Here is a 26546-nt window from a genome sequence, read left to right as displayed (position 1 = left end):
GCAAACAGGTTATTTCGCCGGCTGCGTGGCAGCCTGGTCGATGGTGAACACGCCCTCCGGCTTGAGAATGGTGTAGCGCGAGAAGTCCTGGTTGGCCGTGAGGCCGTAGCCGGTCAGCACCTCGGTGGGCGTCTGGATGCGCACGAGCTGGGTGGTGTCGTTGTAGATCAGCTGCTTGTTCTGGTCGAAGTACATCTCCTCCGTTTTCATCGACTGCTGCTTCTCCACGTTGCTCACGCGCACGTCGCCGCGGATCAGGTACAGGTTTTTGGCCTTGTCGTAGCGGCCATAGTTGCCGCGCAGCGTGTTGAGCACCTTGGCGCCGCCCTTAGTGTAGAAGGTCACGTCGATGCCCTTGGGATAGAGCTTGTCGCCGCTTTCGAACTGCTGCTCCAGCGGGGCCGTGTATTTGATCTGCAGCTTGGCCGAGTCGCTGTAGAGCGTCAGCACGTTGGTGGTTTCCAGCAGCGGGCCTTTGTATTCCACCTCCTTTTTGCTGGCGGCCGGGTCCTTTTTCTGGCAGCCAGCCGCCAGCAGGCCGGCGGCCAAGAGCGCCACCAGCCCCAGCCGGCCAGGAATCAGAAACGAGCAGGCAGCCATGGGCAGCTTATTCAATGCGACGCTTGATAAACCAGCGGTTGTTGAGCGAAATGCCCAGCTGGGCGCGGATGTAGCTTTCCTGGATGTTGCGCTCGGTAGCGCCGCTGCTCAGCTGCTGCACGTCGGTGTTGCCGCGGCGGCCATAGGTGAAGCCCATGTTGAGCGTGGTGGCATCAAGCGCCGAGGCCGACACCGGGAACGAGAAGCCCCAGCTCACGGCCCGGTCGTAGAGCACCTGCCCGCCGGGACGGTAGGGCATTTCGGCCACCGATACGCCGGCCCGGTACGTCACGCGCCGGAAGTATTTATCCACGGAAGTCGGGTCGGGGGCAAACTCGCCGCCCAGGCCCGCGCGCCACGTGTTGTTCAGGGGCACGCCCACCGTGCCGCCGCGCTCATTGAACGCCCGGAACTTCGACCACTGCTGGTTGGCCACGTCCAGGCTCGCCGACCAGTTTTTGTTGTTGTCGAGGCTGACGCCGAACTGAGCCAGCGCCGGCAGGTTGGCCGAGCCTTCGCCGCTTTCCAGCACGAGGCTCTCCACCTGGTTGCCGGCAAAGGCCTGGCGGTCCAGCGTGAGGCTCCGCTCGCCGTTGAGCTGGGTCTGGAAGCTGTAGACTGCGCCCAGGTTGTAGTTGAGGGTGCTGTTGAGCTTGCTGCGGTACTGGGCGCCGCCCCGGAACTTGAAGTCGGAGTAGTGAATGTGGTCGAGCAGGACGGTTTTTTCCAGCGCGTCGTTTTCGCTCACCACGTCGGGCACCACCTGCGTGCCGGTGCTCACGTCAATGCTGCCAAACACATAGGAGGCTACCACGCCCACCGAGAGGCCTTTGGCCACCCGCACACCCTGCGCAAAGTAGGCCTCCGACAGCTCGCCGGTGCCGCGGTACTGCTTCACCACCTGCGCCAGCGTCGGGTCGTTGTTGACGCGCTGCGACTCCACCGACTCGAAATCGACGGAGCTGAAGGGCTTGAGGCCGATGGCTGCTCCCCAGCGGCTGGAAAGCGGAACGGCCAGCGCCAGATAGTTCAGCTTGCCGGTGCCCGTCTTCTGCGACGTCTGGTTGTTTTCGATGGTTTTGTACTGCCCTACGGCCGCAAACTCCCACGTCGTGCGGTTCATGTAGTAAAGCAGCGCCGGGTTCAGCTCGTTTACCTGGGTGCCGTTGGGGGCCGAAATACCGACACCGCCCATCCCCATCTGCCGGATACCGCCCGCGTTGAAGTACGTGTCGCCCAGCCCGAGGCGGGAATAAGGAGAATTGCCCAGGCCCTGGCCCTGGCCGCGCGTGGCAGCCCCGAGGCTCAGCAGCGTTAGGCCCAGCAGCCCGGCGTATTTAGAGTTCAACATTGTATGCCAATATACGGTGGAGCCCAATCAGCACGAGCTCCGGAATGCCAAAGATAGGGCCTTTCAGCCGGGGTTGGAAAAAAGCAGCGTCGCCGCCGGCCAGCACCACGCTGAGGCCCGGATACTGCGCCTGGTAGCTGGCAATGAAGCCGTTCACTTCGGCCACGGCCCCATTGAGCACCCCGCTTCGGATAGCCGAAGTGGTATCGTCGCCGGTGAGGGGCAGCGGGGCCGCACCGTCAGCGGGAATTTCCACCAGCGGCAGGCGCCCCGTAAACGTATGCAGGGCCCGAAAACGCATGTGCAGCCCCGGCGCAATGCTGCCCCCCCGAAACGTGTGCCCACCTTCCACCAGGTCGCACTTGATGGCCGTGCCGGCGTCCACAATCAGGATGTGCTGGTGGGGCCGCAGCCAGGCCGCACCCACGGCCGCCGCCAGCCGGTCGGCGCCCAGCGTGTGCGGGGTGGCGTAGGCGTTGCGCAGCGGCAGCGGCGTGGTGGCGGAACTGAACTCCAGCACCGTGCCCGGCAGGCGCCGGCGCAGCGTAGCTGCCCAGTCGGAGGTAGGCTCCGCCACCGAGGCCACAATGGCATGTTGCGGCTGCAGGCGCTCCACGGCGGCCATTACCTGCGCCGCCGTCTGGCCGGTGGCCGTTTCCAGCAGCACCGGCCCGTCGAAGCAGCCGTATTTCACGGCCGTATTCCCAATATCAAGGGCAAACGTGCGCAAGTCAGGTAAGCGTGAAAGGTGAACAAAAAAAAAGTGGCGGGACGATGCGCACCGCAGGAGCCAGGCGGGCTGTCGGGCCGGGCAGCTAATGCCGGCAAAACCGCCTCCTTCTCTCCTATCATTCGCGCATCATCCCGCCACTAAGAGCCACACCGCCGGTCGGCGGTTGCGTATTACATGAAATACTTCAGGCGAATCACTTCCTTCTCGTTGAGGAAGCGCCACTTGCCGCGTGGCAGGTCCTTTTTGGTGAGGCCCGCGTACTGCACCCGATCCAGCGACACCACGTCGTAGCCGAGGTGCTCGAAGATGCGGCGCACGATGCGGTTCCGTCCGATGTGGATTTCGATGCCCACAAAGTGCGGGTTTCCGGCCACTACGGCCACGTCGTCCACTTCAGCCTTGCCATCTTCCAGCTCAATGCCGGCCGCAATCATGCCCAGATGCTCCTCGGTGAGCGGCTTGTCCAACTCAGCCTGGTAGATCTTCTTGTTGCGGTGCGAAGGGTGCGAAAGTTTCTGCGCCACCTCACCGTCGTTGGTGAACAGCAGCAGTCCCGTGGTGTTGCGGTCGAGGCGGCCCACCGGGAAGATGCGCTCCTTCGATGACTCCTTCACCAGATCCATCACCGTGCGGCGGCCTTCGGGGTCCTCGGTGGTCGTGATGGTGTCTTTGGGCTTGTTGAGCAGCACGTACACCAGCTTCTCGCGGTTGAGGTTGGTTTTGCCGTACTGCACGGTGTCGGTAGGCTGCACTTTGTAGCCCATTTCCGTCACCACTTCGCCGTTCACCTTGATTTCGCCGGCTGCAATCAGTGAGTCGGCTTCACGGCGCGAGCAAACGCCCGCGTTGGCGATGTAGCGATTCAGGCGCAGCTCGTCGCCTTTCACGTCTTCCTCTTCGCGGCGGCGCTTGTTGCCGCGGCTTTTGTCGTCCTCGTAATGCTTGAGGTTTTTATAGTCGGGGGCCTGGCCGGCCACCTCGCCGCGCTTCAGCTTGTCGGCACGGTTGGGCGTGGAGGCGTCATGGCCGAAACGCTTGGGGGCCGGACGCTCCGGGCGCGTGCCATACGGGCGGGCGTCGCGGTCGGCATCCGAGGCGCCACGGCTGGGCTCGCGGCGGTCGGCACTGTTGCGGTTGCCGAAGCCACCTTCCGAGCGCTCGTTGAAGCTGCGGTTGCCGAAGGCCGGACGCTCGCCGGTGCTGCGGGGCTTGAAGCCCGACTCGCGGCGGTCGTTGAACGCACCACGCGGCCGGTCCCCGAAATCGGCGCCACGCTCGGGGCGGGGGCTGGCGGGGCGCTCGGCGTCGAGGCCCTCGGGACGGCTGCGGAAATCAAACGGGCGGGCCGGCCGGATAGCGCGGTCCGGGCCCTGGTCTTTGGCATCCTCTAGGCGTGGGGTCGGCTCGAAGCTGGCCGGGCGCGGCGTGTAGCCCGTGGGGGCAGTTGGCTGGTTGGGGTCGGCTTTCACAAACTTGCGGTTCCGCTCACCAGCAGCCCCGCGGGGCACCGCCGGGCGGCCTTCCTGGCGGTAAGGCTGGCCGTCCCAGGTTTTGCGTGGTTCAAACGGCCGCACCGGGCGGTCGTCGTTGTCGCGGCGCGGGGTCGAGTTGAAGCCACCACGGCGGTCGTCGTCGCGACGGCCACCACCTCCGAAACCACCGCTGCGGCGGTCGTCGTTGTCACGGCGCGGGCCACCGAAGCCGCCGCTGCGGCTGTCTTCCCGGCGCGAGCCGCCCCGGTCGAAGTCGCGGCCACCCGAAGGGCGGCTGCTAAACGAACGGCTGTCGCCGCCGTTGTCGCGGGGGCGGGAGTTACCACCGAAGCCCCCTTCGCTGCGGCCGCCAAAGCTGCCGCCGCCATTGCCAAATTTCTTGGGGCCGCCGAAGCCGCTGCCGCCCGTGCGGTCAGCGGGGCCACGCCCGAAGGAAGGACGCGAAGAGAAGTCGCCGCGGGGCGCGTCGCCGGAGCGGCCACCCGAACGGTCACGGTCGCCGCCAAAGCGGGGGGGGCGGCCTTCGCCGGCCGAGCCACTGCCCGCGCCACGCGGAGCGGAGAATTTCTGATAAAAGCCGGAGCCGCCAGCGCTGCTGGAAGGACGGTCGGTGCGGCCGCGGCCGCCGGCTGCATTGCCGGAATTGTGCTTCTTGCCCATGGTTGCAAGGATGAGTGCCGTATCGCTACGGTACAGGTGAAAACAGATGTATCAGTAAGATAGCCGGTTGGGCCCCGATATTAACGAACCCAACCAGAAAACAGTGCCCGGGCTCACGGCCTGACTTCCACAACAGGGGAAGGCCGGCCGAAAACCCGGGCGCTGGTACTAAAGCCGCCGGAACTAGTCGCGACGAGCCATTTTGGCTTCAATGGAGTGTTGGGTGTGCGGTACGGCGCGCAGCCGCTCTTTCGGAATCAGCTTGCCGGTACCGATGCACACGCCGTAGGTGCCGTTCTTGATGCGCACCAGCGCATTTTCGAGCTGCTGGATGAACTTCATCTGGCGCGAAGCCAGCTGGTTGAGGCTCTCCTTCTCGGCCGTGTCGGCGCCGTCTTCCAGCACCTTGCTCGACGAGGCGGTGTTGTCGGTACCCGAGTCGTTTTTGCGGCTCAGGGTTTCCTTGATGAAGGATACTTCTTTGCGGGCGGCGGTTAGCTTATCCTGAATGATTTGCTCAAACTCAGCCAAATCCTCTCTGGAATAGCGTATGGTTTCGTCACTCATGTCGGGGTCAGAAAAAGTAAACTAAGAATGGGAGAGAGAAAATGCTACGATAAAAGTGGCGGGCCTCCGTCCGGATGTTTGCGCTAACAGCAGGCTGCAGAAATTAGTTTATCCCTGTGCCTACACCGCAGGCAGTATCTGCCTGAACGCAACGGGCCCTATCCCCTTTTTCGGGCGCAAAGCTACGCTTTTGTCTGACAATCACTTGGTGTGCGCCTGGTTTTTGGCGTTGCGCGGACTTCGCCTCAGAAGCTTAGCATATGAATGGCCGCCACGGCGCCTTCCACGCCTTTGTTGCCGTGCTTGCCACCGGCCCGGTCCCAAGCCTGCTCCAGGGTATTGGTGGTCACGAGGCCGAAGATGACGGGCTTATTGTACTTGAGGCCCACATTGGTGATGCCGCTGGCCACGGCGTGGCAGATGTAGTCGTCGTGCTTGGTTTCGCCTTTGATGACCACGCCCAGGCAGATGACAGCATCAATCTGCTCGTGCTGGGCCAGCAACTGCGCGCCCAGCGTCAGCTCGAAGCTACCGGGCACGGTGTTGCGGAAGATGTTCTCTTCCTTGGCGCCGTGCTTGATAAGCGTATCGTAGGCGCCCTGCGCCAGCGTGTCGGTGATTTCGCGGTTCCACTCGGCCACCACCAGCCCGAACCGCTTGTCGGAAATATCGATGAAATGGTCGGAGCTGTAGTCGCTCAGGTTTTTAAGGGCAGTCGCCATGAATCGCAGATTTTGCTGATTAGAGGGAATTACACAGATTTAAAGACAGGCCGGCTGGTGAGCTAGCTGGTTGGCCTGGGCTTGAACACGCAGAACGCAGAATAGTCGAAGCCACTCAGGGAGCATTAAAAAGGAAAGGACGGTACCGGACCGTCCTTTCCTCTGCTATATGTGCAATCCTTTTACTCTGCAAAATCTGCGGTTCTACTTGCCGCTCAGGGCTTCCACGCGGGCCTTGTACTGGCGGGCCTCGTTCACCTCAAACGAGGCGGGGTACTCCGTGATGATACGGTCGTAGGCCTTGAGGGCGCCTTCCGTGTCTTTGGCTAGCTCGCGGGCGGTGGCTTCCTTCAGCAGGTACACCGGCGTGAACTGCTCGTTGGCGTTGTGGTTGGCAGCCTTGCTGTAGAAGTCGGCAGCTTCCTGAGGCTTGTTCAGCTCCAGGTTGGCGTCGCCGAGCAGCGAGTAAGCGCGGGCCTGCACCAGCAGATCGTCGGACGAGAAGTCTTCGAGGTAATCGGCGGCAGCTTTGTACTGGCCCTGCTTGAGGGCGGCCACACCGGCGTAGAAGTTGGCGAGGTTGCCGGCCTTGGTGCCGCTGTACTCGTTGGCTACCGTTTCCAGCCCGGGGTTCTGGCCGTCACCTTTCATGGCCTTCTGCAGCGAGTCAGCCTCCCAGTAGTTCACGGCCTGGAACATCACGGCCTGCGCCTTGGTGTCCTGCGAAGAACGCCAGGTGTAGAAGGCAAATGCGCCAACCACGGCCAGCACCACTACCGTCAGCAAACCCAGCAGCACGTTCTTGTTGCGGCGCAGGAAGTCCTCGGAATCGGCTAGGCGTACGGCCAGCGCGTCCGGATCTTCCAGCAGCGGATGTTCCACAGCATAGGTTTCTTGCCCTAGCGGATCGGCCGATACGGGCTGCTGAGGCTGACGGGCGCCGGGTGTTTTACCCGTGTAAGGAATCTTCGACATGAGAAGTAACTGGAAAACGAGGGCCGAAACCTGGGGAGGCTCGCGGCAGAACTAGTCGCGAATGTAAGGATAGTCCTGCTGCACGTACACGTCTTTGTAGAGCTCGTCGGCAGTAGGATAAGGAGACGTCTCGGCAAATTCCACCGACTGCAGTACCTGCGCCTTGATCTTCTCATCAATGGCCGTAAGGTCGTCCTCCGTAGCCATGTTGTTTGTGAGAATGGTGTGGCGAACCGATTCGATGACGTCGCGCGAGCGGTAATCTTCCAGCTCGTCTTTGGTGCGGTACTTGGCCGGATCACTCATGGAGTGGCCTTTGTAGCGGTACGTTTTGAACTCCAGGAACGTGGGACCTTCGCCGGCGCGGGCGCGCTCAGCAGCGCGGGCCACGGCGTCGTGCACGTCTTCCACGCTCATGCCGTTCACTGGCTCCGACGGCATGTCGTAGCCGCGGCCGATGTGGTAAAGCTCCGTCACGTTGGACGTGCGCTGCACCGAGGTGCCCATGGCGTAGCCGTTGTTTTCCACCACGAAGATGACGGGCAGCTTCCAGAGCATGGCCATGTTGAAGGCTTCGTGAAGGGCGCCCTGGCGCACGGCGCCGTCGCCCATGTAGCAGATGCACACGTTGCCCGTCTTGTTGTATTTCTCGGCGAAGGCAATGCCGGCGCCCATGGGCACCTGCGCGCCCACGATGCCGTGGCCGCCGATGAAGTTCACCTCCTTATCGAAGATGTGCATCGAGCCACCTTTACCCTTCGAGCAGCCGGTAGCCTTGGCGTACAGCTCAGCCATGATTGCGTCGGGCGAGGTGCCCAAGGCCAGCGGGTGCGCATGGTCGCGGTAAGCGGTAATCCACTTGTCGGCTTTGGTCAGGGCCGAGGCCGCACCAGCGGCACAGGCTTCCTGCCCGATATAAAGGTGGCAGAAGCCTTTGATCTTTTGCTGACCGTAGAGCTGGCCGGCCTTCTCCTCAAACTTGCGCATGAGCTGCATCTGCTCGTACCAGCGCAGGTAGGTTTCCTTGGAAAACTTTGGCTTGGCAGGCTCAGCCCCTTTCGCCGATTTGCCGCCTTTCTTCGTAACGGCAGGAGCCGCGCCGTTGGCGGGCGGCAACACCGGATCAGGCTGAGTTACCGTTTTGGTAACCGCGTCACTTTTGGCCACGGCCTTCTGGGTCGACGTTTTCTTCGCCGAGTTGGAAGCCTTGGGGGCAGCCTTTACTTTCGTCTCCGCCATCTTGCTTTCAGTTGTTCGCGTTTGGGATGCGAAAGTACGTAAAATGATTGCAATTCCGAACCCCTGAGCATGATACTGGAAAGCCTGCAGCTGCTGTTCTTCAAAAACTACGATGAAGCGAATTTGCGCCTGTCGCCGCGCATCAACTGCTTCATCGGCGACAACGGCAGCGGCAAGACCAACTTGCTCGACGCCATCCATTACCTCTCGCTTACCAAGAGCGCCTTCACTTCCGTCGATGCCCAGAGCATCAAGCAGGGCGAGGAGTTCTTCGTGGTGAAGGGCCGCTTCCAGCCCGCCGACGAGGCGGCCGAGGCGGCTGGTCCGGAGGCTATTCAGGTGAGCTTGCGGGCTGGACAGAAAAAGGTGGTGGCCCGCAACAAGCAGCCCTACGACCGGATAGCCGACCACATCGGCCGCTACCCCGCCGTGCTCATCTCGCCCTACGACACCGACCTGATCCGGCAGGGCAGCGAGGAGCGCCGCAAGTATTTCGACAGCCTCATCTCGCAGCTCGACCATGCCTACCTGGAGCTCCTCATCTCCTACAACCATGTGCTGCGGCAGCGCAACTCGCTGCTGAAGCTGGCCGCCGAGCGCCAAGGCGGATACGACCGGGACTACCTGCTGGTGCTAGACGAACAGCTGGTGCCGCTGGGCTTGCAGCTGGTGGCGGCCCGCCAGCAGTTTCTGCTGGACTTCGAGCCGCTCTTCCAGCGCCACTACCAGCTGCTGGCCGACAGCCGGGAAGAGGTGCTGCTTACCTATAAGAGTCAGCTGCCCGAAACCGACTTTGCCAAGCTACTTCGGGTGCAGGAGCGCAAAGACCTGGCGTTGCAGCGCACTACCGCCGGCCCGCACAAAGACGACTTCGTGTTTCTAATGGACGGGCTGCCGGTGAAGAGCTATGGCTCGCAGGGCCAGCAGAAGTCCTACGTCATTGCGCTCAAGCTGGCGCAGTTTGAAATTCTGGCAGCGCGCAAGCAGCAGAAGCCCCTGCTCCTGCTCGACGACATTTTCGACCGGCTGGATGAGAAGCGCATTGTGCGGTTGCTGCAACTCGTAGCCGACCATACCTTCGGGCAGATCTTTCTCACCGACACTCACCTCGACCGTACCGACCTGGCGCTGTCCAGCATCACCGAGCAGATCAACCGGTTTCGGGTGGAGGCCGGCACGGTGCGCGCCGTGTAAGCCGAGCGTGGGCGCCTTACCTTTGCGTAGCCGCCGCTCTAGGCGCAGCGGCATTCTCCGCGCATTAGTATATCGACCCGACGTGAAAAAACCAAGCAACTCCGAAAACTCGCGTCGTGCCGATATCGTGTCCCTCAAAGACAGTATTCAGTCGTTGCTGAAGGCCTACCGGCTGCAGGGCAAGCTCAACGAGGTGACGGTAGTGGGCAGCTGGGAGAAAGTGATGGGCAAGGCCGTGGCGCTGAAAACCCAGGAGGTGTACGTGAGCAACGGCAAGCTTTTCGTGCGGCTTTCTTCCGCCCCGCTCAAGCATGAACTGGTGATGGCCAAGACCCGGGTGATGCAGCTCATCAACGACGAGGTAGGCGAGGCAGTCATCAAGGAAGTGGTATTCCTATAGCGCTTCGCGTCCCGGCTGCGGAACTCCGCCATATCAGGCTTCTCTCCGTAAGCGCAGCTTGCACCAGCATTTATTGAGCATTTTATCTAGCCGTGCCGTGCGCGGCTTGGCTCACCTCGCATGCTAGCTTAGCAGAACTAAGTGACGGATGACGCGGCGGCCACTGGCAAGAGTTCCGGTCCGGCGGCTCTTTTAGCTGTCTGGCCGGTCGTGGCAGGCGTAGACGCATCACCTTGCTAGCTGCAGCCACATCGTGCATTCCACGGCCAGCCAAGCCCCCGGACCGGAACCCTCCGCAACTTAGCTTAGCTTGAGCTGCGCCGCTTGCCACTGTGGCCCGGCCGCGTCCGGCTGTGCCCGCCGCTACCTGAGTCCGGGCCAGTATAGCGGCAGGCATACCGCATGGTGTCTCGACCTGGCATGCCCCCTTATCTTGCACAGGTCCGGCAATGCTACTGCCGGAATGTTTCTCCCTCCACTTGCTGTGCCTATGCCTCCCTACCCTCTCCCCGACTTCCGGCCCGTGTCGTATTCCCGGGTAACGCTCACCGAGCTCATGATTCCTTCCTACGCCAACTTCGGCGGCAAGATCCACGGGGGCATCCTGCTTTCGCTCATGGACAAGGTAGCTTACGCGGCGGCCTCCAAGCACGCGGGCACCTACTGCGTCACGGTGAGCGTCGACGGCGTGAACTTCCTGCAGCCGGTGGCGGTGGGCGAGCTGGTGTCGTTGCTGGCCTCGGTGAACTACGTGGGGCGCACTTCGCTGTTGGTCGGCATTAAGGTGATTGCCGAGGACGTGCGGACCGGAACCGTGAAGCACACCAACACCTCCTACTTCACGATGGTGGCCAAAGACGACGACGGCAACCCGACTCCGGTGCCGGGCCTGCTGCTGGAAACTCCCGACGATACCCGACGCTTTGTGGAGGCCATCAAGCGGCGCGAATTCAACGCCGACTACCACCGCCAGTTCAACGATGCCCGAACCGGCATGCAAGCCGACAGCCTGCTGCACCTGCTCGAAACTGAGCGGTGCCAGCTGGGGTACTAGCCCCTTCCCTACCCCGGTATCTATAGCCAACAAAAGCAGCGGGGCGCAGCAGATTGAATCTGCTGCGCCCCGCTGCTTTTGCCTTCTTACAACCCTACCGATTGGCCCTTGTGGCTGGCCGCCGTCGGCTGGTCTTGCTTATCATTTCAGGCAACAATTGCTACCGTTATACAGACAAAAATGTTTCACGTGGAACGTTTTTGTTACCTGGGGCCATACACTTTCAGCAGTAGTTCATTATAGGCCTCCAGCAGGGAAATGTACTTGGTTTGGAGAGCCAAAAGCTGTTTGGAGCACTCTGGCTCAGGTTGTGATACAGAGACAGGCTTGCTCGTTACAGTTTGTAAAGGTGTAACATCGGCGCGTTGTGTTACAAAAGGCAATGTCACTTGCTGAACAACTGTAAAGTCGATGGAAAAGTCGTGTCCGATAATATCACCCACTCGCTTTACGAATGCGTAATCCAGTGTCTCTTCCTTGAACTTGCGGTATATGGTAGGGCGTGTAATACCGAGTCCGTCCACGATACGCGTGATGGAAATTCCGCTGTTTTTGATGGTTTCCTGCAGTATTTCGCCTTGATGCGGCATAGTAACGCGTCCTGATTTGTTGTGTCTGTAAATATGACAATTGTGTTTCACATAACAAAAGCAGGAATACAAATAAACGGGTGTTACAGGATACACATTACACGTATACATGATACATATTTACACGTTTTACATATTACACACTGTGCTCATTGATACAGATACAGTATTACAATATGATTCGTGTTACGCCCACAACTGCGCTTACAGCGACCAGAGGGTCGTTCAGCAAAACACAAAGCACCTGTAACAATTTGCCACAGGCGCTTCAGATAATGCGGTAGTAAATATCCTGCCCGCAAGGGCGTGATGGGGCGCGGAAGCGGCCTACTCTGCGCCCTGTCCGGAGGGGTAAAGCGACAACAGCCGGTCGGGATAATCGGTGGTAATTCCGGCTACGCCCAGCGCCATCAGGCGCAGCATATCGGCGGGGTTGTTCACCGTCCAGGGCACTACCAGCATGCCGGCCTGACGGGCTTCGGCTACCAGCTGCGGCGTCGCCAGCGCGTGGTGCGGGCCTACCACCCGCGGGGTGAAACCGAGCTGCTGCAGATGGCTGGACAGGGGCACTTCGTCTTCGATAAGCAGGCACAACGGCAGCTCCGGCAGCTGGCGCCGCACCTGCTGCAGGATGCGTCCGTCGAAGCTTAGAAGCGTGGTGCGCGGCACCAGTCCGAGGCGCCGCAGCTCCTCTACCACCACTGCCACGTAGGCCGCCGGGGCCGGGTGAAACAGGTTGTCGCCGGCCGGCTCGCTCTTCACTTCGAGGCTGAAGCGGGGCGGCATCCGGCCCAGCTTCCGGGCCAATTCATCCACGGCAAGCACGACTTCGCGGAGCAGCGGCTTGTGCGCCGGCAGGTTTTGCTGCGCCGGAAAAGCGGGGTGCGGCAGCTGCCCACAGTCGTAGCGCCTGACCTGGGCGTAGGGCATCTGGTAGATATTGTGCTGCTGCTGGGTGGCGGCCGGAATAGGCTGGCAGGCGGGGTCGAGGCAGATAGTGGCGCTCATCCAAGGCTCATGCGACACCACCACCTGCCCATCGGCCGACAACACCACATCCAACTCCAGCACGGCCACCCCAAGGCGGACAGCGTGCAGAAAAGCGGGCAGCGTATTCTCCGGAAACAGGCCGCGGCAGCCCCGGTGGCCATGCACTTCGGGAGGTGCGGAAGAAGGCGTGAGAGTAGACATAAGCAGCAGTACGCAGGCCCTGCCCGGATAGCTGACAGGCTGCTGGACCGGGGCCGGCCACGCCGCACAAAGACCAGCCGAATCCTGTATTTTCGCTGGCAACTTCTTTCCTCTCTCTAATGAAACGATTAATTATTCTGGCCGTGCTGGTGGCCCTGGCCGCCGGCGGCTACCTCTACTATCAGAGCCTGAAGGCAAGCCCTAAATACGCGCTGATGCAGGCCGCCAACGCCGTGCGTACTCACGACATGGCCGACTTCGAGCGCTACGTCGATGTGAGCAGCGTAACCGGCAGCCTCGTCGACCAGGCCACCAGCCAGGGCTCGGCGCTGGGGCTGCTGAACCCGGGCGGCATGATGTTCAAGGGGGCGCTGCGTCTGCTCAAGCCCCAGCTGGCGCAGTCGGCCCGCCAGGAGCTGCAGCGCTACATCGAAACCGGCTCGGTGGAAGCCGCGGCCGCTGCGGCTCCCGATAGACTGGTAAACGTGTCGGTGCTGGGGCTGGCCGGTAAGGTGGTGAACCCCGACAGCCAGTTCAAGGACATCAAGTACGTGACCGAGCAGGGCGAGCAGGCGCTGGTAGGCCTGGAATTCACGCAGCCCAAGTACGACACCACGCTGGTGGTGGAGCTGAAGATGCGCAACCAGGGCGACCATTGGCAGGTGAAGGAAATCACGAACACCGGCGAGCTGCTGAAGCACGTAGCGCGGCTGGAAAAGCAGCGCCTGCTGAAAGGCCTGTAGCACCTACCACACCACCAACAGAAAGCCCCGACACGAAATCGTGCCGGGGCTTTTTACTTGCAGAGGTTGCCTGAATCTAGCGGCGACCTGAGAACAGGAAGTAGATGATGGAACCACCGAAGGGGAAGAACCAGATGATCAGGCCCCAAATGATTTTCTTGCCCGTCGACCAGTCCTGCTTGATCAGGCTCAGGAAAGCAGCCACCGCCAGGATGATGTAGAACACCCCGAAGATGGTGAGGTTGCCGTTGCTGTTGCGGCCAGCGCAGCTGCTAAGCAGCAGCGAAAAAGCCATGGCCAGGGAAAGCATACCAACCGGCAGGCGGCTAGCGAGAGTTTTGAGCTTATTCATGGGAGTAGAGAGTTGGTGTTTGAAGGCCGTTTACGGGCCGGTAGCCGGAATAGATATACATAGCATAATATTAATTATTCAATCAATTGATTTACAATACATTACTTAAATAAGATTGCACTTGTTGCCAGAAGTCCAGCGCCGACGAAGGCAGCATGGCCAACGTGAGCACCACACCATACAAAGCGCCATAAAAGTGGGCATCGTGGTTGATGTTATCGGCGTTGCGGCGGCTCATGTAGTAGGAATAAGCCAGGTAGAGTAGCCCGAAGATGAAGGGCTGAATGGGAATCGGGAGTGGGAAGATGTAGATGCCGCCGCCGCCGGGCGCCACCGGAAACAGCAGCACGCTGGCAAACACCACCGACGACACACCGCCCGAAGCGCCTAGGCTGTGGTATCCGGGGTTGTGGCGGTGGCGGAAAAACGTGGGCACCGACGACAGAATAATCCCGCCCAGATACAGCAGCAGGAAGAACCCGATGCCCGCTCCCACCCCGTAGCCGGCCACGTACTCGCGCAGCACAATGGGGCTGAAGGAGTAGAAGGCAAACATGTTAAACAACAGGTGGGTCAGGTCGGCGTGTAGGAAACCGGAGGTGAGGAACCGGTACCACTGCTGCCGTTGCTGCATCAGATAGGGGCTCAGAATCCAGCCATCGAGCAGCGCGCGGTTCGACCACGCGTACATCGAAATGCCGGCTGTGAGGGCTATCAGAATCAGAATAGGGTTGAGGAAGGACATGCGAGGGGGATAGAGAAGAAAATAAGCGCGTTTAAGTCGCGTCAGGCGCACTGTGGGCCTCAGGAAGCGCCGTACGCCTGATGCCGCTCAGAAGCCCGCAAAACGCCCGAAACGGGTGGATGTGGCGCGAACTTCAGTCCGCAGCCCTCATGCCTGCCCAAGTGGCGCAATGTACCCAGGCGGAGGGGCTGCGGACTGAAGTCGACGCCACGGTTGTGCGGTGCGGCTTTCGTCTATACGAATGGCGCGGCGTGCGCAGGCGTGGGGGCTGCGGACTGAAGTCCGCGCCACAGCGTAATAGCCTAGCTTTCGCGCTCTAGCAGCTGCAGGGCCAGATGGCGCAGAGGCTCTTTGCGGGGCGCTGGCACGCTCACTCGGTCCAGGTGCTGCAGGGCATCCTCGAAGTAGTGGTTGATGCGGGCCTCGGTCTGGGGGCGGATATCTAGCTCGTCGTAGAGGGCGCGCACAGCCTGCACCTTGGCGTCGGCATCTTGGACGGGCTGGCCGATGTAGCGGGCCAGCTGGGCGCGCTGCGCGTCGTTGGCCTGGGCTTGGGCCGTGAGCAGCAGGAAGGTTTTCTTGTCGCTGAGAATGTCGCCGCCCACGCGCTTGCCGAAAGTGGCGGCGTCGCCGTACACATCGAGCAGGTCGTCGCGGAGCTGGAAAGCCACCCCGATGCCCTCGCCGAACAGGCGCAGGTGCTCGGCATCCTCCTCGGAAGCGCCGCCGAGCCGGGCGCCCAGCTCCAGCGCGAAGCCCAGCAGCACGGCCGTCTTCAGCCGGATCATGTCCACGTACTGGTCGATGCTGACCTCGGTTTCCGTCTCGAAGTTCATGTCCCACTGCTGGCCTTCGCACACCTCGGCGGCCGTCTGGCTGAAGCGGCGCAGCATGGGCGCCAGCAGGGCGGGCGGCATATCAAACAGCAGCTCGTAGGCCCGCACCAGCATCACGTCGCCGCTCAGGATGGCCACGTTGGGGTTCCACTTTTCGTGCACCGTGGGCTGGCCGCGGCGCAGCGGGGCCTGGTCCATAATGTCGTCGTGAAGCAGAGTGAAATTGTGGAATACCTCCACGGCCAGAGCAGGCTTGAGGGCCACGTCCAGGTCATCGGTGTAGAGCTGGGCGCCCAGCAGCGTGAGCAGCGGCCGGATGCGCTTGCCGCCAAGGGCCATGATGTATCGGATGGGCTCGTAGAGGGCCGTGGGCTGGTCGCCGTAGTGCAGCTCGGCCAGAGCCGCCGTGAGTTTGTTGGAGAGGGCAGTAAGGTCCACAGAAACGGGTAAAGGTTCGGAGAGGAAAGGTACGGAAGAGTAGCTGAGTGGCTGAGTAACTGAGCAGGCTGGTAAGCCACGAAAAACGTCTGTCATCCTGAGCAAAGCGAAGGACCTTATCACGTCAGAACGGGCCGTTATGGCATTAACCGTTTCAACGTAATAAGGTCCTTCGCTTTGCTCAGGATGACAGGCGGCCTTGCGGCAGCATCCTCCTACCGGCGGCGCTTGCCTTTGTCGCCGCCGGGCCGACCGCCGCCGCCGCTGCTGCGCTCGGGGCGGTAGCCGCGGGGCTTGCTGTTCTCGCGGCGCTCCTGCAACTCGCGCTGCTTCACGGCGTCGGGGCGGTTGTCCACCAGCTCGAAGTCGATGGTGCGGTCTAGCAGGTTGGCCGATTTCACGATAACCTGCAGCTCGTCGCCGAACTGAATAATACGCTTGGTGCGCTGGCCCACGATGCGGTAGTTGTCGCGGTCCAGCTCGAAATGGTCGCCGGGAATCTCGCTCAGGCGCACCATGCCTTCGCACTTGTTCTCCTCGATTTCCACGTACATGCCGCGCTCCGTGAGGCCCGACACCACGCCGGTGAACGTCTCGCCGATAACCTCGGACATGAACTCCACCTGCTTGTATTTGATGCTGGCGCGCTCGGCGGAGGCCGCCACTTTCTCGCGCTCCGAGGAGTGCTTGCACTCTTCTTCCACGGGCTCCACGTCCACGTTCTTGCCGCCTTCCAGGTAGTGCTCCAGCAGGCGGTGGGCCATCATGTCGGGGTAGCGGCGGATGGGCGAGGTGAAGTGCGAGTAGTGCTCGAAGGCCAAGCCGAAGTGGCCCAGCGGCTCGGTAGTGTAGATGGCCTTGCTCATGGTGCGCACGGCCAGGGTCTGGAGCACGTTCTGCTCGGGCCGGCCCATCACCTCCATCGAGAGGTCGTTGAGCTCGGTGCTGATCTTTTTGGGGTTGGCTAGGTCGAGGTGGTGGCCAAATTTCTTGGCGAACAGCGCGAAGGTCTGCAGGCGGTCCGGGTCGGGGGCTTCGTGCACGCGGTACACCATCGTGAAGCGCGGCTTGCGGGCCTTGAGCTTGAACACGAACTCGGCCACCTTGCGGTTGGCCAGCAGCATGAACTCCTCAATCATCTTATGCGCGTCCTTGCGCTCCTTCACGTACACGCCCAGCGGCTTGCCGTTCTCGTCGAGTTTGAACTTCACTTCCTGCGTCTCGAAGCTGATGGCGCCCTGCTTGAAGCGTTGCGCGCACAGCTTCTTGGCGATGCTGTTCATGAGCTGAATCTCGGCCGTGTAGTCCGACTCCAGCCCTTCGATCCGCTCCTGGGCTTCCTCGTAGGCGAAGCGGCGGTCGGAGTGAATGATGGTTTTGCCGAACCACGACTCGTAGAGCTTGCCGTTTTCGTCGAGCTCAAACACGGCCGAGAAAGTCAGCTTGTCCTCGTTGGGACGCAGCGAGCAGAGGCCGTTGGAGAGGCGCTCCGGCAGCATCGGAATCACGCGGTCGACGAGGTACACCGAGGTGGCGCGGTGCTTGGCTTCCTCTTCCAGCGCCGTGCCGGGCCGCACATAGTGGGTCACATCGGCGATGTGCACGCCAATTTCCCAGTGGCCGTTTTCCAGCTTCTGAATGCTCAGGGCATCGTCGAAGTCCTTGGCGTCGGCGGGGTCGATGGTGAAGGTGGTGATGTGGCGGAAGTCGCGGCGGCGCCCCACTTCCGAGGCCGGGATGATTTCGGAAATCGACTCCGACTCCTCCTCCACTTCGGCCGGGAATTCAAACGGCAAGCCGAACTCGGCCATGATGGCGTTTATCTCCGCCTCGTTGGCGCCGGCCTGCCCGAAGCTGCGCACCACCTCGCCTAGAGGCGAGCGGCCGGCATCATCCTCCGGAAACTCCGTGACGCGCACCAGCACCTTCTCACCGTCCACGGCGCCGTGCAGGTTCTCGAAGGGCACAAACACGTCGAAGTACATCTTGCGGTTGTCGGGCTTCACGAAGCCGATACCGCCGCGCACCTGCAGGCGGCCCACCACCTCGGGGCGCACCCGCTTGAGCACCTCCACCACGTCGCCGACGGGGCGGCCGTCGCGGGAGCCACGCAGGCGCAGGCGCACTGTGTCGCCCTGCATGGCAAAGCGCAGGCGGTCCGTGAACACGCGCACGTCGCTTTCACTTTCCTCGGAAATCACGAAGGCAAACTTGTCGGTGGCCAGCGCCACAGTGCCCACAATGGTGTCGGCGTGGGAGGCGTGGCGGCGGCGTGAGTCGGTTGTACTGGCGGCGTCAGGGAAGTCGAAGCCGGCCTCGCGGCGGCGGTGCACCACGGGGTCTTGGCCGAACTCGGCCTCGGGCGAGCGGGCACTTCGGCGGGCGGGGGCCGCTTCGTTTTTGCGCGAGCTGCGGCCACTGCCCGCGTCCGTAGCGGCGGGCGCGTTGGCCGGGTCGGTGAGGCGGTATTCGTCGTTCTGCACCAGCGTCAGCAGGCCGGCTTTCTTCAGCGCCTTCAGGTGGCTGAATACTTCGTCGCGCTGCTCGCGGGTGGTGACGCCCAGGCGGCGGGAAATCTGGCGGTAGGCCAGCACCTTCTCGGGGTTGTCGCGGAAGATGCGGAAGACCAGGTCCTGGGAAATGAGGGCAGCGTCAGGGCTGCCGGAGGCTGCCTTCGCGCGGTTGGCGCGGGGGGCGGCGGAGTCGTCTTTTCTTTTCATTTAGAAAATGGGAGCCGCCAGAAGTTGTCGTTTTCGCAGGCGGCGGGGGTTGATGGGAAAGCAGCGGCCAGAACCGGCGCACCTTCCGTAATGAGGAATATCGGCCGTCTTACGGGCTTCGGAAAGATGATACGAAATATAGAGAGCAATAACTATTCCGGGCTGAAAATACCCGGTTATGGTTGCGTTACGCAGAGGCCGGAAGGCGCTGCATAAGATGGCTTAGCTATCTGAGACCAGTCAGCCGCTTGCCATCGTATCGGGTGGGCAAGCAGGCGTATTGCTTAATACGACTGCCAACGCGCCCCCGGCTGGATAAGTGCCGGATTTTCCAGCCGGGGGCGCGTTGCATCAGCCACTATAACGCCAGTGCGCGCTAAGCTAGGCTCCACCCTGCTGCTTCCCTCCTACGCCCGGCTGGCCACGGCGGCGCGGATGTCGGCAGGTGTGTCTTTAGGGATGGCGGCCAGCAGCTGCTTGGTGTAGTCGTGCTGGGGGTTTGCGTAGATGTCGGCGGCGGGGCCACTTTCCACGATCTGGCCTTGGCGCATCACCAGCAGCCGGTCGGACATGAAGCGGGCCACCGAGAGGTCGTGGGTGATGAACAGGTAGGTGATGCCGAACTCGCGCTTGAGGTCGTTGAGCAGATTGAGCACCTGGGCCTGTACCGACACGTCGAGGGCCGACACGGACTCGTCGCAGATGATGCACTTGGGCTGCAGGGCCAGGGCGCGGGCAATGCAGATGCGCTGGCGCTGCCCACCGCTGAACTCGTGCGGGTAGCGCTGGTACTGGGCTTCGGTGAGGCCGACGGTGCGCAGCAGCTCCAGCACGCGGGCCTTCTGCTCCTGGCGGGTGCCGCCTACGTTATGCACGCGCATGGGCTCCAGAATGGCCTCGCCCACGGTCATCATCGGGTTGAGGGCGGCGTAGGGGTCCTGGAATACCATCTGAAACTCGCGGCGGCGGCGGCGTAGCTGCTCGGCCGGCAGGCGGGCCAGGTCTTCGCCCTCAAACAGGATGCTGCCCGAGGTGGGCTCCACCAGCCGCAGCAGCGCCCGGCCCAGCGTGGTCTTGCCGCAGCCCGACTCCCCCACCAGCCCGACAGTTTCGCCCGGATACACCTCGAAGCTCACGCCATCCACGGCCCGCACAAACTCGGGCTTGCGGTTGAAAAAGCCCTTGCGAATCGGGAAGTGCACGTTCAGGTTCTCGACCTGCAGCAAGGGGGCTGTGGTGCCACGAGTTGTCGAAGGCCTCGTGGTAACTCTATCGTTGAACGAGGCGGCAGCGGGCGCAGCGGACGTGGCGGGTTCGTGCAACGGTAGTGGTACTACGAACCCCTCCGGGGAATTCGTAGCACCACTGGTGGCGCCACTGCTGATCAGCAGGGGTTGGCCGGATTCCAGGCTGGGGGCCGTTTCTAGGCCAAATTCCGGGGTTTCGGGGCGTGAAACACGATGTTCCACGGGGAACGTTTTGGCGGTTTCACCATCGTTGTGAGAGGTAGAAGCGGGGGCTTCAGCAACAAGACCATCAGCTACTTGCGTGAAGTCAGCGTCAGTGCTGACAAAGCCTCCTTCGGCCGTTTCACGCATGAAATCGGCCACTACAGGAAGTTTTTTTCGGCCTACGGAAAGTTTTGGACGGCAGGCCAGCAGGCCTTTGGTGTAGGGATGCTGCGGATTGGTGAAGATGTCGAGCACGGCGCCCTGCTCCACCACCCGGCCGCGGTACATCACCAGAATCCGGTCGGCAATTTCGGCCACTACGCCCAGGTCGTGGGTAATGAAGATGACGGCGGTGTTGTGCTGACGGCGCAGGTCGTCGATGAGGCGCAGCATACGGGCCTGTACCGTTACGTCGAGGGCGGTGGTGGGCTCGTCGGCAATGAGGATGGCGGGGTTGCAGGCCATGGCCATGGCAATCATCACGCGCTGCTTCTGGCCGCCGCTGATTTCGTGGGGGTAGCTGGTGAAGATTTTTTCGGGGCGCGGCAGCTGGGCCATCGTGAACAGCTCCACGGTGCGGGCCTCGGCTTCCTTCTCACTGAGCGTGGTGTGCAGGCGCAACGCCTCCACTACCTGGCTGCCGCAGGTGTACACGGGGTTCAGGGAAGTCATCGGCTCCTGAAAAATCATCCCGATGTCGTTGCCGCGTACTTGCTGCAGCTGCTTGTCCGTGAGCTGCAGCAGGTCCACCTCCCCTAGCGCCTCGCTCTGGAACCGCGCTTCGCCGCTCACAATACGGCCGGGCGGCAGCGGAATCAGCCCCATCAGCGCCAGCGACGTCACCGACTTGCCCGAGCCCGACTCGCCCACGATGGCCAGCGTCTCGCCCCGGTGCAGGTCAAAGGAAATGTCCTGCACGGCCCGCGTGTTGCCGCGGTGGCTGTTGAAGTCGATGGTGAGGTTGCGAACGGAAAGGATGGGCTGGGACATAGCAGGTACGAATCGGGAAACGAATGTAGCGCGAAGCTTTTGCTTCGCGTGTCGCAGTAGAAGTTGAACCACACAGCGCCAACTGCACAACGAGACGCGGAGCAAAGGCTTCGCGCTACAACACAACGGCCCGCCAGAACGATTCCGGCGGGCCGCTTTCAGGCAAAAGGGGAGTTACTACGCTACTTCCAAATCTTCAGCGTCGCGGTAAACTTGTGTTGGGCGCCAACCATGCTGCGCTTATGCTATTTCTGAAAAGTAAGTCCGTACAGATATGGTCCTTGTGCAGAAACTGAAGGATCTACCATAAGGGAGAAATCAGTGCTTTGCTTGTCCCGAACTAACACACCAGATAAACGAACTAAATGCCTTACACCTCCGGCAAGATTCGAGGTCTGGCAATCAAATCCCTGCAAGCTAAACTGCTGAACCTTACCATACGCATTATCTATTTGCTGAAATAGTTTTCCCATTTTTCTCCATTCAGCCATCGGAGCTGCCTCGGGGTTACAGCTTGATAATAGGGCGTCGTAGTTACCGGTTTTTATACTCTCTGCCGCACGCTCAGCTAACAGGGCGCTCTTTTCCGCTTTAGCCAAGTCATCAATAGGGAAATCGTATTGACTGCTTGTCTTATCCCCCTGAATGATAACGCGGACGAAAGAGTATTTGGCCTTTTCATCAGCAGCCAATGCATGATAGAATAAATAGGCACAGTTAGAAGCCGGCAATTTCAGAGAGAAAAAGTGTTGCTTCATCTTTTCCTCCACGCCGCTCAGTTTGATTTCGTAATAGCGGCCTTGCAACTCTTCTTCAGTCGTTTTTTTAACGCCCTTGGAATAGCTCACTTGGCCGCCATAAAAGCCGAGCACAGCATTGATACCAGCTGATTCGGTTTCGCTGTTGCAGCCCGAACAAAGCATCACAGATAGTAAGCAGATAGCTGCAAGAAAGGCTTTCATATAGCGGATAAAGGTTTTGACAGGCCAAAGCTATAAGCAAAACAGCCCGCACCAAACGGGGCGGGCTGTTCAGAAGATATAGGCATAGGCCGCTACACCACTTCCGACGAGGCTTCGGCGTCGTGGCGGGCCTGGGCGGCGGCGGGGTCGTTGGCGGCCAGCGGGTGTGCTTTTTCGTCTTCGGTGCTGTAGAAACGGTTCTGGAACAGCAGAATCAGCACCACGCCCACAAAGATGCTGGAGTCGGCGATGTTGAAGATAGGGAAGTCCGGAATCATCTGGCCGCCTACCAGCGGCCACGAGGCGGGGAAGAAACCGTCGGGGAAATCCACGAAAATCATGTCAATCACCTGCCCGTGTAGCCAGGGCGTGGGGGCGCCGTACACCGTGAGGGCGGGGCCATACACAATGCCGTAGAAGATGGAATCCACAAGGTTGCCGATGGCGCCGCCCAGAATCAGGGCAATGCACACCATCAGGCCCTGCGGCGCGCGCTGCTGCCACAGCCGCCGAATGTAGTAAGCAATGCCCGTCACGGCCACCAGCCGGAACAGCGTGAGCAGCACTTTGCCGTAGGGCGCGGGCAGCTCCACCCCGAAGGCCATGCCCGGATTGGTGGTGTAGTGCAGCTTCAGCCAGTCGCCGAGCAGCGGGATTTCGCCGGGCATGCCGAGCGGCATGTAGCGGTGCACGGCCCACTTGGAGAGCTGATCAATGACGATGACCAGCACGGCCACGAGGTAGTATTTCCAGTACTTCATTCTTCGGAAGTGAGAGGTTAGAAGTGAGAAGTGAGACGCTGAGCTGACGTCTTGTCAGAACTAGTCCCTCTCCCCTCTCGTGGCACAAAGTGACGCAGAATTTTAGACTTCGGCCGCGGAGCTGAGCGCCGGGCCGGTGCGTCGTTGGTATATGTTTCGGGTGGCAGTTTATGCCGTTTTAAGCCGGATTCGGGGGTCGGATTTGCGCTTTGTGCGCCGGTGTGCCAACCGCCGTTTTGGGGGCAGCGGTTGGCACCTGAGGCTTAGGCAGTTGCTACGTTCAGCAGCACCGGCACGGAAAACTCATCGAATTCCAGCACCGCGCCGCCGCTGATTTCTGGGGCGAAATCCAGGCTCAGAGCCTGCACTTCCTCCCGGATATAGCCGCCGAAGCTCTGCACAGCGGCTTCCAGCTCGGGCTGCTGCTGCAGCGTCACGCGGATTTTGTCCTGCACTTCCAGGCCGCTGTCTTTGCGCAGGTTCTGGAGGCGGTTCACCAGCTCGCGGGCCACGCCTTCCTGGCGCAGCTCGTCGGTCAGAGTCACGTCGAGGGCTACCGTGAGGGGGCCATCGGTGGCTACCAGCCAGCCGGGCAGGTCCTGGGTGCGGATTTCCACGTCGTCGGGGGCCAGGGTGTAGGCTTCGCCGTCGATTTCCACGGCCAGCTGGCCGGTTTTTTCGAGGGTGCTGATTTCCTCGGCGCTCATCTGCTGGATGCGGGCACCCACGGCTTTCAGCTTGGCGCCGTACTGCTGGCCCAGGCGCTTGAAGTTGGGCTTCACCGACTTCACCAGCACGCCGCTGGCATCATCGAGGAACTCCACGTGCTTCACGTTCACCTCGGCGCAGATCAGGTCTTCCACCAACGCCACCTGAGCGCGGGTACTCTCGTTGAACACCGGCACCAGGATGCGCTGCAGCGGCTGCCGCACCTTCAGCACCGACTTCTTGCGGAGCGAGTGCGTGAGCGAGGAAATGCGCTGGGCCAGCTCCATCCGCTCCTCCAAGGCCTTGTCGATGCGGGTTTCGTCGGCTTCTACCAGCAGCGTAAGGTGCACCGACTCGGCGGCCAGCGGGGTGTTGCGCTCGATGGCTTCGGCGCGCATGCCGTTGGTCATGTTCTGGTAGAGCCACTCGGCGAAGAAGGGCGCAATCGGGGCCATGAGCTGCGACACTACCACCAAGCATTCCTGCAGGGTTTCGTAGGCGGCGCGCTTGTCGGCGGTCAGCTCGCCCTTCCAGAAGCGGCGGCGCGAGAGGCGCACGTGCCAGTTGGAGAGCTGGTCGGTGACGAAGTCCTGGATGGCGCGGGCGGCCTTCGTGGGGTCGTAGCTGTCGTAATGGCCGCGCACTTCCAGAATCAGCGACTGGAGCTTGCTCAGAATCCAGCGGTCCAGCTCGCTCAGCTCGGCGTGCGGCGTGCGGTCAAACTCGCGGGCCTGGAAGCCGTCGAGGTTGGCGTAGAGGGCGTAGAACGAGTAGGTGTTGAAGAGCGTGCCGAAGAAGCGGCGCTGTACCTCCGTGATGCCCGCCACGTCGAACTTCAGGTTGTCCCAGGGCTGGGCGTTGGCAATCATGTACCAGCGCGTGGCGTCGGGGCCGAACTGCTGGATGGTGGCAAACGGATCCACGGCGTTGCCGAGGCGCTTGCTCATCTTGTTGCCGTTCTTGTCCAGCACCAAGCCATTGGCCATCACGTTTTTGTAGGCCACTGAGTCCTCCAGCATCACGGCCAGCGCGTGCAGGGTGAAGAACCAGCCGCGGGTCTGGTCCACGCCTTCGGCAATGAAATCGGCGGGGAAGTTCTTCTGGAACTGCCCTTCGTTTTCAATCGGGTAGTGCCACTGGGCGTAGGGCATGGCGCCGCTGTCGAACCACACGTCGATGAGGTCGGTTTCGCGGTACATGGGCTGGCCGGAGGGCGACACCAGGAAGATGTCGTCTACGTAGGGCCGGTGCAGGTCGATTTTAGTTGTTTGGTTCGTCGAGCCGTTGGCCATTACCCAATTACCATCCACCAGCTGGTAGGGGTTGTGGGTCATGACTTCAGCGGCGACGGCCTTCTCGATTTCGGCGTTCAGCTGCTCGATGCTGCCGATGCAGATTTCCTCGGTGCCGTCCTGGGTGCGCCAGATGGGCAGGGGCGTGCCCCAGTAGCGCGAGCGGCTCAGGTTCCAGTCCACCAGGTTTTCCAGCCAGTTGCCGAAGCGGCCGGTGCCGGTGCTGGCGGGCTGCCAGTTGATGGTTTTGTTGAGCTCGATGAGCCGGTCTTTCACCGCCGTGGTTTTGATAAACCAGGAGTCGAGCGGGTAATAGAGCACGGGCTTGTCGGTGCGCCAGCAGTGCGGGTAGGTATGCTCGTACTTCTCCACTTTGAAGGCCGTGCCGTCGCCTTTCATGCGGATGGCAATGCTTTCGTCGAGGGTTTTGTAGTCGGCGCCTGACTCGTCGTGGCCGTCGTAGTTTTTCACCCAGCGGCCGCCGAATTCGCCCATCTGGGCCACGTAGCGGCCCGTCCGGTCCACGATGGGGCCGAGCTTGCCTTCGTCGTCGGCTACCAGCAGGGCGGGCACGCCGGCCAGCTGGGCAGCCCGGAAGTCATCGGCACCAAACGTGGGCGAGATGTGCACGATGCCGGTGCCGTCCTCGGTGGTTACGAAGTCGCCGTTGATGACGCGGAAGGCGTTTTCCTCGCCCTCAAACGCCGGATAGCCTTTGTTCTGGCCGAACAGCCGCTCGTAGTTGATGCCCACGAGGTCGGAGCCTTTGAAGGTGTTTTCGATGCGCCAGGGCAGCACTTTGTCGCCGGGCTTGAAGTCTTCAAACGAGGCTTCTTTGCCTTTCTCGGAGAAGTATTTGCCCACCAGCGCCTCCGCCAGCACCACCCGGATGGGCGCGTAGGTGTAGGGGTTGAAGGTGCTCACCAGCACGTACGGGATATTCTTGCCCACAGCCAGACCGGTGTTGGCGGGCAGGGTCCAAGGCGTGGTCGTCCAGGCCAGGATGTACACGTCCGGCTCCGAGGCATTGTCGCCGTAGAGGGCCGCCAAGGGCACTTCGTCAAGCTGCACATTACCAAACAACGGCTCCGATTTTTCGTCGCGCTTCACCTTGAACTGGGCCACTACGGTCGTGTCCTTCACGTCGCGGTAGGTGCCGGGCTGGTTCAGCTCGTGCGACGACAGGCCCGTGCCGGCCGCCGGCGAGTAGGGCTGGATGGTGTAGCCTTTGTAGAGCAGGCCTTTGTCGTAGAGCTTCTTGAGCAGCGCCCAGCAGCTCTCGATGTACTCGGGCTCGAAGGTGATGTAGGGGTCGTCGAGGTCCACCCAGTAGCCCATTTTCTCGGTGAGGTCGTCCCACTGGGCCTTGAAGCGCATCACGGTTTCGCGGCAGCGCTGGTTGTAGTCCTCAATGCTGATTTTCTTGCCGATATCCTCCTTCGTGATGCCCAGCTCCTTCTCCACCTGCAGCTCGATGGGCAGGCCGTGGGTGTCCCAGCCGCCTTTGCGGTGCACCTGCTTGCCCAGCAGCGTCTGGTAGCGGCAGAAGATGTCCTTCACCGTCCGGGCCATCACGTGGTGAATGCCGGGGGCGCCGTTGGCCGAGGGCGGGCCCTCGTAAAACACGAACGTGGGCTGCCCTTCGCGGGTGCTCACGCTCTTCTCAAAGATGCCGTTCTGCTTCCACCACGCCAGGATATCGGTGCCGACCTGGCCGTAGTTGAGCGGCTGCTTGAATTCGGGGTAGTTCATTTGTGGGTGTTCTTGCGAAAACCTCAC

Annotated in this window: 22 protein-coding genes; 4 read left to right on the top strand and 18 right to left on the bottom strand. The window is 61.5% G+C overall.

Annotation, left to right across the window (positions count from 1 at the left end):
* Positions 1-9: 9 nt before the first annotated feature.
* From lptC to pdhA, 8 genes are all read right to left on the bottom strand, one after another.
* Positions 10-615, bottom strand: coding sequence for an LPS export ABC transporter periplasmic protein LptC (lptC, locus tag O9Z63_RS17395; protein ID WP_270126637.1), 606 nt, complete (start codon positions 613-615; stop codon positions 10-12).
* Positions 608-1951, bottom strand: coding sequence for an OmpP1/FadL family transporter (locus O9Z63_RS17390; RefSeq protein ID WP_270126636.1), 1344 nt, complete (start codon positions 1949-1951; stop codon positions 608-610). Before O9Z63_RS17390 ends, lptC begins: the two co-directional genes overlap by 8 nt.
* On the bottom strand, positions 1938-2681 hold the full coding sequence (locus tag O9Z63_RS17385) for a type III pantothenate kinase (protein WP_270126635.1): 744 nt from the start codon (positions 2679-2681) through the stop codon (positions 1938-1940). The genes O9Z63_RS17390 and O9Z63_RS17385 overlap by 14 nt, the downstream gene beginning before the upstream one ends.
* Before the next feature lie 173 nt (positions 2682-2854).
* Entirely contained in the window at positions 2855-4837 is a 1983-nt protein-coding gene (locus O9Z63_RS17380; protein ID WP_270126633.1) for a pseudouridine synthase, read from the bottom strand.
* Positions 4838-5020: 183 nt separating this feature from the next.
* Entirely contained in the window at positions 5021-5404 is a 384-nt protein-coding gene (locus O9Z63_RS17375) for a TraR/DksA family transcriptional regulator (protein WP_044015125.1), read from the bottom strand.
* A gap of 245 nt (positions 5405-5649) precedes the next feature.
* On the bottom strand, positions 5650-6126 hold the full coding sequence (gene ribH / locus O9Z63_RS17370; RefSeq protein ID WP_270126632.1) for a 6,7-dimethyl-8-ribityllumazine synthase: 477 nt from the start codon (positions 6124-6126) through the stop codon (positions 5650-5652).
* A 204-nt stretch (positions 6127-6330) separates the two neighbouring features.
* Positions 6331-7101 carry a tetratricopeptide repeat protein gene (locus O9Z63_RS17365; RefSeq protein WP_270126631.1) on the bottom strand — a complete coding sequence of 257 codons (771 nt, stop codon included), beginning with the start codon at positions 7099-7101 and terminating at the stop codon, positions 6331-6333.
* Between the two features lie 51 nt (positions 7102-7152).
* Positions 7153-8340, bottom strand: coding sequence for a pyruvate dehydrogenase (acetyl-transferring) E1 component subunit alpha (gene pdhA / locus O9Z63_RS17360; protein WP_270126630.1), 1188 nt, complete (start codon positions 8338-8340; stop codon positions 7153-7155).
* Between the two features lie 69 nt (positions 8341-8409).
* Here pdhA and recF point away from each other — a divergent pair, with 69 nt between their 5' ends.
* The 3 genes from recF to O9Z63_RS17345 all read left to right on the top strand — a co-directional run bounded on the left by recF (position 8410) and on the right by O9Z63_RS17345 (position 10988).
* Complete coding sequence (gene recF / locus O9Z63_RS17355) at positions 8410-9534, top strand: DNA replication/repair protein RecF (RefSeq protein ID WP_270126629.1); 1125 nt, start codon at positions 8410-8412, stop codon at positions 9532-9534.
* An 82-nt stretch (positions 9535-9616) separates the two neighbouring features.
* A complete protein-coding gene (locus O9Z63_RS17350) occupies positions 9617-9934 on the top strand; it encodes a DUF721 domain-containing protein (RefSeq protein WP_270126628.1) in 318 nt (105 codons plus the stop codon).
* Positions 9935-10424: 490 nt separating this feature from the next.
* The gene (locus O9Z63_RS17345; protein WP_270126627.1) at positions 10425-10988 is read left to right on the top strand and encodes an acyl-CoA thioesterase; all 564 of its coding nucleotides are present in this window, start codon (positions 10425-10427) and stop codon (positions 10986-10988) included.
* A gap of 203 nt (positions 10989-11191) precedes the next feature.
* On the opposite strand, the gene O9Z63_RS17340 is transcribed toward O9Z63_RS17345, so the two are convergent.
* Positions 11192-11629 carry a helix-turn-helix domain-containing protein gene (locus O9Z63_RS17340; protein WP_270126626.1) on the bottom strand — a complete coding sequence of 146 codons (438 nt, stop codon included), beginning with the start codon at positions 11627-11629 and terminating at the stop codon, positions 11192-11194.
* A gap of 276 nt (positions 11630-11905) precedes the next feature.
* The gene (locus O9Z63_RS17335) at positions 11906-12769 is read right to left on the bottom strand and encodes a glycerophosphodiester phosphodiesterase family protein (RefSeq protein WP_270126625.1); all 864 of its coding nucleotides are present in this window, start codon (positions 12767-12769) and stop codon (positions 11906-11908) included.
* A 119-nt stretch (positions 12770-12888) separates the two neighbouring features.
* On the opposite strand from O9Z63_RS17335, the gene O9Z63_RS17330 reads away from it, so the two are divergent.
* The gene (locus tag O9Z63_RS17330; protein WP_270126624.1) at positions 12889-13512 is read left to right on the top strand and encodes a DUF2939 domain-containing protein; all 624 of its coding nucleotides are present in this window, start codon (positions 12889-12891) and stop codon (positions 13510-13512) included.
* Positions 13513-13588: 76 nt separating this feature from the next.
* Here O9Z63_RS17330 and O9Z63_RS17325 read toward each other — a convergent pair whose 3' ends face one another.
* From O9Z63_RS17325 to ileS, 8 genes are all read right to left on the bottom strand, one after another.
* Entirely contained in the window at positions 13589-13864 is a 276-nt protein-coding gene (locus tag O9Z63_RS17325; protein ID WP_270126623.1) for a PLD nuclease N-terminal domain-containing protein, read from the bottom strand.
* Positions 13865-13955: 91 nt separating this feature from the next.
* A complete protein-coding gene (locus O9Z63_RS17320; protein WP_270126622.1) occupies positions 13956-14609 on the bottom strand; it encodes a rhomboid family intramembrane serine protease in 654 nt (217 codons plus the stop codon).
* 302 nt (positions 14610-14911) lie between these two features.
* Positions 14912-15883, bottom strand: coding sequence for a polyprenyl synthetase family protein (locus O9Z63_RS17315; protein WP_270126621.1), 972 nt, complete (start codon positions 15881-15883; stop codon positions 14912-14914).
* 215 nt (positions 15884-16098) lie between these two features.
* Positions 16099-18603 carry a ribonuclease R gene (gene rnr / locus O9Z63_RS17310; protein WP_270126620.1) on the bottom strand — a complete coding sequence of 835 codons (2505 nt, stop codon included), beginning with the start codon at positions 18601-18603 and terminating at the stop codon, positions 16099-16101.
* Positions 18604-19010: 407 nt separating this feature from the next.
* A complete protein-coding gene (locus O9Z63_RS17305) occupies positions 19011-21044 on the bottom strand; it encodes an ABC transporter ATP-binding protein (protein ID WP_270126619.1) in 2034 nt (677 codons plus the stop codon).
* Between the two features lie 245 nt (positions 21045-21289).
* Positions 21290-22006 (bottom strand): hypothetical protein, encoded by a 717-nt coding sequence (locus O9Z63_RS17300; protein ID WP_270126618.1) that lies wholly within the window; start codon positions 22004-22006, stop codon positions 21290-21292.
* Between the two features lie 92 nt (positions 22007-22098).
* On the bottom strand, positions 22099-22767 hold the full coding sequence (locus tag O9Z63_RS17295; RefSeq protein WP_270126617.1) for a lipoprotein signal peptidase: 669 nt from the start codon (positions 22765-22767) through the stop codon (positions 22099-22101).
* Between the two features lie 263 nt (positions 22768-23030).
* A complete protein-coding gene (ileS, locus tag O9Z63_RS17290) occupies positions 23031-26519 on the bottom strand; it encodes an isoleucine--tRNA ligase (RefSeq protein ID WP_270126616.1) in 3489 nt (1162 codons plus the stop codon).
* Positions 26520-26546: the final 27 nt, after the last annotated feature.

The organism is Hymenobacter yonginensis, from assembly GCF_027625995.1.
Classification (GTDB): Bacteria; Bacteroidota; Bacteroidia; order Cytophagales; family Hymenobacteraceae; genus Hymenobacter; species Hymenobacter yonginensis.
This window is presented reverse-complemented; position numbering and strand designations above follow the sequence as displayed.